The sequence below is a fragment of the Bradyrhizobium sp. WSM1253 genome, from assembly GCF_000244935.1.
GTDB lineage: Bacteria > Pseudomonadota > Alphaproteobacteria > Rhizobiales > Xanthobacteraceae > Bradyrhizobium > Bradyrhizobium canariense.
This window is the reverse complement of sequence record NZ_JH600073.1, coordinates 7,993,191-8,004,609: the sequence shown is the minus strand read 5'-3', so window position 1 is coordinate 8,004,609 and position 11,419 is coordinate 7,993,191. Positions and strand designations below refer to the sequence as shown.

At 66.1% G+C, this 11,419-nt stretch carries 12 protein-coding genes; 6 read left to right on the top strand and 6 right to left on the bottom strand.

What is annotated here, in order from left to right; genetic code table 11:
- Positions 1-11: 11 nt before the first annotated feature.
- From BRA1253DRAFT_RS38840 to BRA1253DRAFT_RS38830, 3 genes are all read right to left on the bottom strand, one after another.
- Positions 12-1,655, bottom strand: a complete 1,644-nt coding sequence (locus BRA1253DRAFT_RS38840) for an acyl-CoA dehydrogenase family protein (protein ID WP_007603320.1) — start codon at positions 1,653-1,655, stop codon at positions 12-14.
- A gap of 20 nt (positions 1,656-1,675) precedes the next feature.
- Complete coding sequence (locus tag BRA1253DRAFT_RS38835) at positions 1,676-2,428, bottom strand: M15 family metallopeptidase (protein ID WP_051058558.1); 753 nt, start codon at positions 2,426-2,428, stop codon at positions 1,676-1,678.
- A gap of 143 nt (positions 2,429-2,571) precedes the next feature.
- The gene (locus tag BRA1253DRAFT_RS38830) at positions 2,572-2,817 is read right to left on the bottom strand and encodes a hypothetical protein (RefSeq protein WP_007603317.1); all 246 of its coding nucleotides are present in this window, start codon (positions 2,815-2,817) and stop codon (positions 2,572-2,574) included.
- Between the two features lie 504 nt (positions 2,818-3,321).
- Between BRA1253DRAFT_RS38830 and BRA1253DRAFT_RS38820 the strand changes: the two genes are divergently transcribed.
- From BRA1253DRAFT_RS38820 to BRA1253DRAFT_RS38805, 4 genes are all read left to right on the top strand, one after another.
- Positions 3,322-4,269, top strand: a complete 948-nt coding sequence (locus BRA1253DRAFT_RS38820) for an aspartate carbamoyltransferase catalytic subunit (RefSeq protein WP_007603315.1) — start codon at positions 3,322-3,324, stop codon at positions 4,267-4,269.
- Entirely contained in the window at positions 4,269-5,576 is a 1,308-nt protein-coding gene (locus BRA1253DRAFT_RS38815; RefSeq protein WP_007603314.1) for a dihydroorotase, read from the top strand. The genes BRA1253DRAFT_RS38820 and BRA1253DRAFT_RS38815 overlap by 1 nt, the downstream gene beginning before the upstream one ends.
- 32 nt (positions 5,577-5,608) lie before the next feature.
- The gene (gene plsY, locus BRA1253DRAFT_RS38810; RefSeq protein ID WP_007603313.1) at positions 5,609-6,205 is read left to right on the top strand and encodes a glycerol-3-phosphate 1-O-acyltransferase PlsY; all 597 of its coding nucleotides are present in this window, start codon (positions 5,609-5,611) and stop codon (positions 6,203-6,205) included.
- Positions 6,206-6,351: 146 nt separating this feature from the next.
- On the top strand, positions 6,352-7,560 hold the full coding sequence (locus BRA1253DRAFT_RS38805) for a patatin-like phospholipase family protein (RefSeq protein WP_007603312.1): 1,209 nt from the start codon (positions 6,352-6,354) through the stop codon (positions 7,558-7,560).
- Here BRA1253DRAFT_RS38805 and BRA1253DRAFT_RS38800 read toward each other — a convergent pair.
- On the bottom strand, positions 7,557-8,801 hold the full coding sequence (locus tag BRA1253DRAFT_RS38800) for an amidase (protein WP_007603311.1): 1,245 nt from the start codon (positions 8,799-8,801) through the stop codon (positions 7,557-7,559). The genes BRA1253DRAFT_RS38805 and BRA1253DRAFT_RS38800 overlap by 4 nt on opposite strands.
- A gap of 90 nt (positions 8,802-8,891) precedes the next feature.
- Between BRA1253DRAFT_RS38800 and dprA the strand changes: the two genes are divergently transcribed.
- Positions 8,892-10,034, top strand: coding sequence for a DNA-processing protein DprA (gene dprA, locus BRA1253DRAFT_RS38795; RefSeq protein WP_007603310.1), 1,143 nt, complete (start codon positions 8,892-8,894; stop codon positions 10,032-10,034).
- Here dprA and BRA1253DRAFT_RS38790 read toward each other — a convergent pair.
- A complete protein-coding gene (locus tag BRA1253DRAFT_RS38790; RefSeq protein ID WP_007603309.1) occupies positions 10,031-10,441 on the bottom strand; it encodes a helix-turn-helix domain-containing protein in 411 nt (136 codons plus the stop codon). The genes dprA and BRA1253DRAFT_RS38790 overlap by 4 nt on opposite strands.
- A gap of 83 nt (positions 10,442-10,524) precedes the next feature.
- Here BRA1253DRAFT_RS38790 and BRA1253DRAFT_RS38785 point away from each other — a divergent pair, with 83 nt between their 5' ends.
- Positions 10,525-11,133 (top strand): FMN-dependent NADH-azoreductase, encoded by a 609-nt coding sequence (locus tag BRA1253DRAFT_RS38785; RefSeq protein ID WP_007603308.1) that lies wholly within the window; start codon positions 10,525-10,527, stop codon positions 11,131-11,133.
- A gap of 72 nt (positions 11,134-11,205) precedes the next feature.
- On the opposite strand, the gene BRA1253DRAFT_RS38780 is transcribed toward BRA1253DRAFT_RS38785, so the two are convergent.
- The gene (locus BRA1253DRAFT_RS38780; protein ID WP_007603307.1) at positions 11,206-11,388 is read right to left on the bottom strand and encodes a hypothetical protein; all 183 of its coding nucleotides are present in this window, start codon (positions 11,386-11,388) and stop codon (positions 11,206-11,208) included.
- Positions 11,389-11,419 lie beyond the last annotated feature (31 nt).

The window sequence follows — 11,419 nt, the reverse complement described above, 5'->3', positions numbered from 1 at the left end:
GTTTGAGAGGCTCACGGCAGCGCCCGCTCCAGCAGCGCGCGCACATCGCCGCTCTCGAGCTCGACCGCGCCGTACATGCTGGCGTGATTGGCGGCGAGGCGTGTGGCGGAGAACAGTTCGGCTTGGCGCGGCGACACGCCGTTGAGCGCGGCGGCGGCCGCAAGCAGCGCCAGCTTCTCGACCGCAAGGCGGGCAACGCGCTCGCCGTCCGCGCGCCGGAAGGTCTTGCCGATGAACGAGACGGCATCACCTGCCCCTGGCAGACCGTTCGTTTCGGCAGCAAGCGCTTGCAGCACCGCCATCGCCGCCTCCGGCTCGCGCAACAGCGCGCGCAGCACGTCGAGGCACATCACGTTGCCCGAGCCCTCCCAGATGGCGTTGACGGGAGCCTCCCGGTAGTGGCGCGCCAGAATGCCGTCCTCGACATAGCCGTTGCCGCCGAGGCATTCCATGGCTTCGTAGAGGAACGGCGGCGCGCTCTTGCAGGTCCAGTATTTGATCGCAGGCGTCAGCAGCCGCATGTAGGCGGCCTCCGCCGGATCGTGCGGCGTCCGATCGAAGGCGCGACAGAGCCGCATCACCACCGCCGTGCTCGCCTCCACATGCAGCGCCATGTCCGAGAGTACCGCTTGCATCAGCGGCTGATCGGCGAGACGTTTCTGGAACACGCTGCGGTGCCGGGCGTGATGCAACGCGTGGGCGAGCCCCGAGCGCATCAAGCCGACCGAGGCGATCGCGCAATCCTGCCGCGTCAGTTGCACCATCTGGATGATGGTGCGGATGCCCTTGCCCTCGTCGCCGACGGCTTCCGCATAGGCACCGACGAACTCGACTTCGGACGACGCATTGGAGCGGTTGCCGAGCTTGTCCTTCAGCCGCTGGAACTGGATCGCGTTCACCGACCCATCCGGCGCGAAGCGCGGCATGAAGAAACAGGTCAGTCCCTGGTCTGCCTGGGCCAGCACCAGGAAGGCGTCGCACATCGGCGCCGACATGAACCATTTGTGGCCGGTGATGCGGTAGGCGCCTCCGTCGCGCACCGCGCGCGTCATGTTGGCGCGCACGTCGGTGCCGCCCTGCTTCTCGGTCATGCCCATGCCGAGCGTCATACCGCGCTTCTCCCACCACGGCGCAAAGCTGGGATCGAAGCTTTTCGTCGACAGCACCGGCATCACCCTGGCGAGCAGATCAGGCTGCATCGCCAGCGCCGCCACGGAGGCGCGCGTCATCGTGATCGGGCAGAGATGGCCGGTCTCGACCTGCGCGGCCATGTAGAATTTTGCCGCGCGGATGACCTCCGCGGCATCGCCCGCGGGTCTTCCATCCGCGGTCCAAGTCGAATTGTGCACGCCGGCACGGGCGCTGTGGGCCATCAGTTCATGATAGGCCGGATGAAACTCGACCTGGTCGCGCCGATTGCCCTTGGCATCGAAGGTGCGCAGCTTCGGCGTGTTCTCGTTCGCGACGCGCCCCCGATCGGCCATCGCTGCCGAGCCCCAATGCTTGCCGAACTCCGAGAGCTCCCGTTCCGCGGCCGCACCGCCATTGGTCCTGACCGCCGCGACCAGCGGCTGGTCCGCGGCGAACAGATCGACGTCCTCGAACGGCGGTGACTGGTTGAAGACCTCGTGGGTCGCGAAGCTGGGCTGGGTCATCTCGTGTCCTCGGCGCGGAATCAGTTCCGCCGCGGCTGGATCGGGAAATCATAGGCCGCCCCTCCCGCCCCCGGCAGTGAAAAGTGCCACCACTCCTTCGCATAGTTCACAAAGCCTTGCCTCGCCATCGCAGCCACGAGCCGCTTGCGCCAGGCGCGCTGATCCGGACTGATCGTCGGTCCGGCGGTGTGCCCTTTCACGTCGGTGCAGTCATAGCCGGTGCCCATGTCGACGCTGCCCTCCGGCAGTCGCGCCTCGACCGGCGCCGTGCAATCAGCGTAGGCCTTTGACGGGTCGTATTTGCCTGAATTGTCCGCCTTGAGATCGACCAGCGTGAGATCGAGCGCCGCCCCCGTCGAATGCTGCGAGCGGCTTGCGATGTAGCCGAGGCGGAACAGCTCGGTCTTGGGAATTTTGGGATTGTAGCGCCGCTCGGCGGCCGTCTCGTGGCCGTTCTGCGACCACCTGACCATGTCGAGCGAGGCCCGCGCCGGCCGGTAGCAGTCGAACATCTTCAGGGAGAGATTTTGCGCCGCCAGTTCCTGCTGCACCGCTTTCAGCCGCAGGCCAACCTCCCGCTTCACCACGCATTCGCCGGCCCCGTAGCCGGCGAGCGGACGGCCGACGAAATTGTTCGAGGTGGCGTAGCGGATGTCCTGGATGATGCTGGGATCGATGTCGTGCAAATAGACGAAACCGCCCGGGAGCGATTGGGCGTGAACGTATGAGGTCGACAGAATTGCAACAAGCGCAGTCAGAATCGATTTGGCCAAAAGCGTTCGAACTCCCCCAGTCTCGGACGCGAGCACAAGAGCGAACTCGAAGTCACGTGGCTCGATCGCGCGAACGCTGGCGTCATTGAACCGATGAAACTTGACCAATTCGGCGAACCACGCTGCGTTTCGCTCGATCTGGCCTACGGCTGCGGCGAGAGATGCCTCGGTAGAGGTTCTGAAGCCTTTACCCGCATGCCTTTCTCGGCTTTCTGGATCGCACGCTCCGCCTCGCCCAGGGCCGAGAGAATGTCCTCGTCAACGTGGGTTGAACCGACGATCTCCGGCTTGCGATCCACCCAGAGTTTCTTCGCCAGCCATCCCGTAAGCACGGCACCTACCGTGACCCCTACCGGGAAAAGCAAGGCGATCACTTGGTTGGTGGTCATCGGAGACCTCCCAGGAAAACGTGTCCAGCCAAGTGTACGGCGAAACCGAACACGACGCAAACCGCACCGATCCCAATCAATAGACCGTTGTCCGTGCCTGGCGGCAGAATGTTGAAGATGAACTGAGCCGCGGGCACGAAGGTTCCGGCCGTCATGATGGCTGCAGCCAATGTATTGAGCCAGTTGGCAAATGAGCTTGAGGTGTTCGTTGCGGATATCGTCGGACGTCATTGATTGCGTATCCAGCTCGCTTTTGGATTGCTGAACATATCCGAGAAAGCCAAAAGATGTAGGGCCTCAGGATCGAAATACAGGGCCATCCTGCTTGGGCCATAACTGCCTCGGCAGGTCACCGGCGTGCGATGGCACTCCGGATTTGCCGATTGCGCTGCTCTTGCTTCGCCTCGCCTTGGACTGACGACGAGGTACAGATCGGGGGATAACTCCCCGCCCCGGCATTGGCCCTTGCCCCCCCGGCCATCCCCGCCTATAGCTCTCGCTTTAATGACATCGAAATCGACCTTCGTCCTCGGCCACCGGCATTTGCTGGGCATCGAGGGCCTTTCCGCGGCCGACATCACCGGCCTCCTGGACCTGTCCGAAGAATATGTCGAGCTCAACCGCCAGGTTGACAAGAAGCGCACCGTCCTGCGTGGACGGACGCAGGTAAACCTCTTCTTCGAGGCCTCCACCCGGACCCAATCCTCGTTCGAGCTCGCCGGCAAACGGCTGGGCGCCGACGTCATGAACATGTCGGTGTCATCCTCGTCCATCAAAAAGGGCGAGACGCTGGTCGACACCGCCATGACGCTCAACGCCATGCACCCCGATATCCTGGTGGTGCGCCATCACGCCTCCGGCGCGGTGGAACTGCTGGCCCGCAAGGTCGACGGTTCCGTGATCAATGCCGGCGACGGCGCGCATGAGCATCCGACACAAGCCCTGCTCGACGCGCTGACCATCCGCCGCAACAAGGGCCGGCTCGAGGGCCTCGTGGTCGCAATCTGCGGCGACGTGCTGCATTCGCGCGTCGCCCGCTCCAACATCATCCTGCTCAACGCGATGGGCGCCCGCGTCCGCGTCGTCGGACCCTCCACGCTGCTGCCGCCGGGCATCGAGCGGATGGGCGTCGAGGTCGCGCGCGACATGCGCGAGGGGCTCAACGGCGCCGACATCGTCATGATGTTGCGGCTCCAGCGCGAGCGCATGAACGGCTCCTTCGTGCCGTCGACCTCCGAGTATTTCCATTATTTCGGGCTGGACCAGAAGAAGCTCGCCTACGCCAAGCCAGACGCCCTCGTCATGCATCCCGGCCCCATGAACCGCGGCGTCGAGATCGACACTGCGGTCGCTGACGGCGCGCAGTCCCTGATCCGCGAACAGGTGGAAATGGGCGTGGCCGTGCGCATGGCGGTGCTGGAAGCGCTCGCCCGCAACCTGCCGAACGCGTGATGCTCATGTTGACCGACCGCCGACCCATCCTGCTCGCCAATGCCCGCGTCGTCGACCCCTCCCGGGATTTCGATGGCCCCGGCGATGTCCTGATCGCCGACGGCATCATCCGGGAGACCCGCCGCGGCATTGGCGCTGCCGGCGTCCCCGAGGGCACCGACGTCGTCAACTGCGCCGGCAAGATCGTCGCACCCGGCCTGATCGACATGCGCGCCTTCGTCGGAGAGCCCGGCTTCAGCCATCGCGAGACCTTTGCCTCCGCGAGCCAGGCGGCTGCGACCGGCGGCATCACCACCATCATCTGCCAGCCTGATACCTTGCCGGTGATCGACAACTCGGCGACCGTCGACTTCGTGATGCGTCGCGCCCGTGACACCGCGATCGTCAACATCCAGCCGATGGCGGCGCTGACGAAGGGCATGCACGGCGAGGAGATGACCGAGTTCGGCCTCCTCAAGGCAGCCGGCGCGATCGCCTTCAGCGACTGCGACAAAAGCGTGATCAATGCGCAGGTGATGCGCCGCGCCTTGACCTACGCGCGCGATTTCGACGCGCTGATCGTGCACTACACCGAGGATCGCGATCTCGTCGGCGAAGGCGTGATGAACGAGGGCGAGTTCGCCTCGCGGCTCGGCCTGATGGGCATCCCGAACGCGGCGGAGGCCGTGATGCTGGAGCGCGACATGCGCCTGGTCGCGCTGACAGGCGGCCGCTATCACGCGGCCTCGCTGACCTGCATCGAGTCGCTCGACGTGCTCAAGCGCGCCCGCGACGCCGGCCTCGCCGTGACCGCCTCGGCCTCGATCAACCACCTTGCGCTGAACGAGAACGACATCGGCCCTTACCGTTCGTTCCTGAAGCTGTCGCCGCCGCTGCGCACCGAGGACGACCGCCGCGCGCTGGTCGCCGCCGTCGCCTCCGGCCTCGTCGACGTCATCATGTCCGACCACAATCCACAGGACGTCGAGGTCAAGCGCCTGCCTTTCGCGGAAGCAGCCCCCGGCGCCATCGGGCTCGAGACCATGCTCCCGGCGGGCCTGCGCCTCGTGCACAATGACGAGTTGGACCTCAAGACGCTGATCCGGGCGATGTCGACCCGGCCGGCCGAGATTTTGGGATTGCCTGGCGGAACCCTGCGCACAGGCAGCCCCGCCGACGTCATCGTGATCGACCCCGATGTGCCCTGGGTGGTCGATCCCGCCGATCTCAAATCGCCCTGCAAGAACACGCCTTTCGACGAGGCCCGCTTTACAGGCCGCGTGGTGCGCACCATTGTCGGCGGACGGACCGTGTACGAGCATGTCTGACGTGCGGAGCTGCAGCCAGGGAATTTGCAGACATGACGCTTGAATTGTTCCTGCCGGTGGCTTTCGTCATTGGCTACCTGCTCGGCTCGATTCCGTTCGGGTTGATCCTGACGAAACTCGGCGGCACACAGGATATCCGCTCGATCGGCTCCGGCAGCATCGGCGCCACCAACGTGCTGCGCACGGGGCGCAAGGGCCTTGCCGCCGCGACCCTGCTGTTCGATGCGCTCAAGGGCACCGTGGCGGTGGTAATCGCCGGCTACATCGCCGGTCCCAATGCCGCGATGCTGGCCGGGCTCGGTGCCTTCCTCGGCCATCTCTTCCCGGTCTGGCTCAAATTCCGCGGCGGCAAGGGTGTCGCCGTCTATATCGGCATCATGCTCGGGCTGTTCTGGCCGGCCGCACTGGTGTTCTGCCTGCTCTGGTTGGCGACCGCCTTTACCGCCCGCTATTCCTCGCTCTCGGCCCTGGTGGCCTCGTTCATCACCCCGCTGTTCCTGTTGTGGTTCGGCCAGCCCGCACTCGCCGCACTGGCGGCGGTGCTGACGCTGCTGCTGTTCTACGCTCATCGCGAGAACATCAAGCGGCTGCAATCGGGCAAGGAAAGCCGGATCGGCGAGAAGGCATAAGCCGGGAAACCACGGATACCGCGGCACCCCTTCTGCATTATATCGCAAATGGTGTTCGCAACTTGCAGCCGAATCACGGCTGTATGGACGAACGGGTTCCAGGCCTTGGCCCTGATCGTGGGCATGGCTCTACGCGGTTGCTCAGAATGAGCGAGAAGATTGTCAGCGCGCAAGAGGATGGCGATTTGCGAGGTGCTACCTGCACCGCGGCAAGCCGGCTGCTCTCGACGACGGATATCTGGTCTAGTGCGCCCTCGCCGGTTCCTGCTCCCAAGCCTGTGCCCGTTTCGCCACCGACGCCGCAGCCTGCTCGCATCGCGCAAGCTCCTCTGACTGTCGAGGCCGTGACCGCCGCGGCGCCAGTTGCGTCCGCGCGGCCCCGCGCCAACCCATGGCCGCCGCAAAAATTGTCGCTGGCGCTCCAGGGCGGCGGCACCTTCGCCGCTTTCACCTGGGGCGTGCTGGAGCGGCTGCTGGAAGAGCCATCGATCGCGATCGACACCATCAGCGGCGCCAGTGCCGGCGCGATCAACGCGCTGCTGCTCGCTTCCGGTTTCGCCGAGGGCGGCCGCGAAGGCGCGCGCGCGCGGCTGAACCGGTTCTGGATCCGGCTGATGCACGAGGCCTCGTTCCGATCGCTGATGCTGATCGGCGGTTTCTCGCCGGCGGGAAGCTCGGTCGCGTTCGGCCCGACGCTACGCTCCGGCCAGTTCGATCCGTTCGATCTGGATCCGCTGCGGCAGGCGCTGTCGCGCGACATCAACTTTTCCGCCTTGCGCGACCCCCGCTGCCCTAAGCTTCTGATCGCGGCGACCCGGATCCGCGACGGGCAGCAGCAGATCTTCCGCAATGACGCCATCACGGCCGACGTCGCGCTGGCCTCGACCTGCCCACCCTTGGTTCATTGCGCGGTGGAGATCGACGGCGAGGCTTATTGGGACGGCGGCCTCGGCGGCAATCCGCCCCTGCTGCGGCTCGTGCAGGACACGACGAGCGCCGAAATCCTGCTGGTCCAGGTCACGCCGGCGCGCGACAGCTACGTGCCGATCACGCTCGCGGCGATCGACCGCAGGCTGGATCAGATCGCGGCCAACGCCGCCCTCAATGCCGAGATCGCGGCGATCGAATGGGCGCAATCGCAGGCCGCATCGTCGCTGCGGCTCTCCAGGCTGGCCGCGGAAGATTTCGTCGACGGCCTGGCGCAGCGCTCGTCCACCGATCTCGGCCGCGGTTTCATTCGCGCGCTTCACCGCAGCGGCCGCGAGGCCGCCGGGCGCTGGCTCAAGCAAGGTACCGACCACAGCGCAGCGCCGGCCGCATCCGGCCAGCGCATCGTTGCCCTCGAACCTGCCTAGCCTGATCTCGCCAGCGCCTGCTCCAGGAACCACGCCGTCGCCAGCGCATGCGCGTCGTTGCCGAAGCGCGCGATCACCTGCACGCCGATCGGCAGGCCATTGGCCTTGAGCACCGGCACGTTGACGCAAGGGTTGCCCATCAGCGTCCAGAGCCGGTTGTAGCGGGGGTCGCCGGTGCTCGCGAGCTCCTTGGCCGGCGGCGTGCCCGGCGCCGAATAGGTCAGCAGCACGTCGAACCCCTCGAACAACTCGCCAAGCTCGCGGCGACCGCGGCGGCTGACCCGGCGTGCGTCGTCATAGTCCTTGGGTGTGAGACCGACCGTCGCATCGAGACTGGCGCGCAGCATCGGCGCGATCTCGTCGTGCCGTTCGGAAAATTCCCAGGCGAGCGCGCGATGCGCCTCGAAGTCCTGAATAATCGGATGGATGCGCCAGGCCTCCTGCACCGCTTCCGGCAGATCGATAGTCTGCACGCTGGCGCCGGCCCGCGTCGCCGCCTTGATCGCGGCTTGCAGCCCCTCCTCGGCGGCCGGCTCCACGTCGCCAGCGAACTCCTGCCTGATAACGCCGATGCGCGGCGCCTTCGCCGGGACGATGCCGGCGAATTCGGTGCGGCCGGTCATCGCCAGCAGTCCGCGCGCGAGATCTTCCGCGCGCGCGCCGAACAGGCCGACCGTGTCGAGCGCCCACGAATAGCATTTGACGCCGACCGTCGGCAGCATCCGGAACGACGGCTTGATCGCGGCGGTGCCGCAATAGGCGGCGGGCCGGATCACCGAGCCGCCGGTCTGGGTGCCCAGCGCCAGCGGGATCATGCCGGCACCGACGGCCGCGGCCGAGCCCGAGGACGAGCCGCCCGGCGTATGCCCGAGATTGTGCGGATTGAGCGTCGGGGTCGGATCGCGCGAGGCGAACGCCGTGGTCGTGGTCTTGCCGATGATTGTGGCGCCTGCCCGCTTCAGCATCATCACCACAGGCGCGTCCGCGCGCGGCTGCCAGCCGCGATAGATCGATGATCCCATCTCGGTCGGAAAATCGGCGGTGTCGATGATGTCCTTGATCCCGACCGCGATGCCGCGCAGCGGCCCGGCGCCTTGCGCCTTCGCGGATTTGTCGTGACGGACAAAGGCGTGAACGTCCTTCTCCCGCGCCTCGATGGCCGCATGCGATTGCGCGATGGCGGCCTCAGGCGAAAGCTCGCCTGCTTCGATGCGGCGCTGGAGATCGGCAAGTGAGATCATGGCATTACCCTTCTTATTGGGATCGCTTTTAGCATCGGGGCAAGGTCGCGCAAGCGTACGCAGCTGTTGCCCACGCCCTCAGGTTGTTCCATGCTGCGCCTGCAAGGAGCTGCCGTGGACGCCATCAATCCCAGCGTAGAGCTGACCGAGGCTGACAGGATCGACCGCCTGCGGCTGATCCGGTCCGACAATGTCGGGCCGCGCACTTTCCGGTCGCTGGTCGATCATTTCGGCACGGCGCGCGCGGCGCTGGACCGGCTGCCGGATCTGGCACGCCGCGGTGGTGCGCGGCAATCGGCGCGCATCTGCAGCGCTGACGAGGCGAAGGCGGAGCTCGCGGCAAGCCGCAAGTTCGGAATTGCCTGGCTCGCGCCCGGCGAGGACGGCTATCCGGCGCGGCTGGCAACGCTCGACGATGCGCCGCCGCTGCTCGCCGTGCGCGGCGACAATGCCACGCTGATGCGGCCGATGATCGCGATCGTCGGCTCGCGCAACGCCTCTGGTGCAGGCTTGAAATTCGCCGGTCAGCTCGCCCGCGAGCTCGGCGAGGCCGGCTTTGTCGTCATCTCCGGCCTTGCCCGCGGCGTCGACCAGGCCGCGCACCGCGCCAGTGTCGAGAGCGGCACCATCGCCGTGCTCGCCGGCGGACATGATTGCATCTATCCGCCCGAGCATGGCGATCTGCTCGCAGCGATCCTCGATCGCAAGGGTGCTGCGATCTCCGAGATGCCGCTCGGCCATGAGCCGCGCGCCCGCGACTTCCCCCGCCGCAACCGGCTGATCTCGGGCGCCGCGCTCGGCGTGGTCGTGGTGGAGGCGGCGCACCGCTCGGGCTCGCTGATCACCGCGCGCATGGCCGCCGAACAGGGCCGCGAAGTGTTCGCGGTGCCCGGCTCGCCGCTCGATCCGCGCGCCGCCGGCACCAATGATCTGATCAAGCAGGGCGCGACGCTCGTCACCGAAGCCGCCGACGTCGTCAACGCCGTCGCACCGATCATGGAGCGGCCGCTGATGCGCACCGCGAACGAGCCCGACAGCGAGCCGTTCGAAAGCGATCCGCAAGGACACGACCGCGACCAGATCACCGGCCTGCTCGGCCCTGCCCCTGTCACGATCGACGATCTCGTGCGGATGTCCGGCGCCTCGCCTGCCATCGTGCGCACCGTGCTCTTGGAGCTCGAGCTCGCCGGCCGGCTCGAACGCCACGGCGGTGGCTTGGTCTCGCTGCTTTAAGGAGAGTTCCGCTCGTCGAAGCGCGTGCGCGCCGAGGCGATCTGCTGCTGATGCGCGATCGCCCATTCGCCAAGTGCCCTCACCGGCTGTTGCAATCCGCGGCCGAGATCGGTCAGCTCGTAATCCACCCGCGGCGGAATGGTCGGGAAGATCGTGCGTGTGACCAGGCCGTCACGTTCGAGCCCGCGCAGCGTCAGGGTCAGCATCCGCTGCGAAATGCCGTTGATCATGCGCTTGAGCTCGTTGAAGCGCTTGGGCCCGTCACTCAGCATCATGATCACGAACACGCTCCATTTGTCGCCGACGCGCGCGAGGATCGAGGCGACGCCACGGCAGTCGGCGTGGTCGCGATCCGGCATCGGCGTGGCAGGCAAATCGATGTGCGCAGGTTTCAAAGATGTGCCCATGGCTCAAAAAGGTGCGTTCTTGCGGGGATTTCGATAGTCACTCATGTAGCTCTGGTTACAAATTTATACCAGGGTGATCCCGAATGAAACTCCTCCATCTCGACTCCAGCGTGCTCGGCCCCCACTCCGTTTCCCGGCAGGTCTCCGCCGCCATCGTCGACCGTCTCAGGCAGGCGACGCCATCGCTCGACCTCGTGTATCGCGACCTGACGCAGAGCCCGCTCGCCCATCTCTCCGGCTCGCATCTGGCGGCCGCGCAAGGCGCGCCTGCGCCGGCGGAACTCGGCCCCGACCTCGCCGCCAGCAAGGCCGCGCTGGACGAGTTTCTTGCGGCGGACATCGTCGTGATCGGCGCGCCCATGTACAATTTCACCATTCCGAGCCAGCTCAAGGCCTGGATCGACCGGGTCCTGGTGGCGGGGAAGACGTTCAGCTACGGCGCCAATGGCCCACAGGGCCTTGCCGGCGGCAAGCGCGTGATCTTCGCGATCTCGCGCGGGGGCTATTACGGCGCGGGCACGCCCGCCGCATCGCTGGAGCACCTCGAAAGCTATCTGCGCGGCGTGTTCGGTTTCATGGGCATCCATCATCCCGAATTCATCACCGCCGACGGCATCCAGGTCGGGCCGGAGCATCGCGAGAAGTCGCTCGCAAGCGCGCTTGAGGCGGCAACCAGCCTGCGCGCGGCCTGAGGCAACGCCCACATCATCAGCCGCCGCAACATTGCCTGCGGCGGCTGATCGACCGGTGCGCGATCGGCGAAGCTAAAACCAGGAGCCCTGAATGCCGAGGATGACGGCGACGAGGGAAACGAACAGGCCGATGCCTGAGAAAAGAGCGACCCCGATGAACTCGGAGGTGTCGGAACGCTTGGCGGGAATGGTGGAGTTTTCGGTGTAAATACGCGGTGCTGAAATCGGGGAAGTAATACGAGCTGCCTTTGGCATATCGGGCTCCCTTGAAAATGAGTCTTCGTGA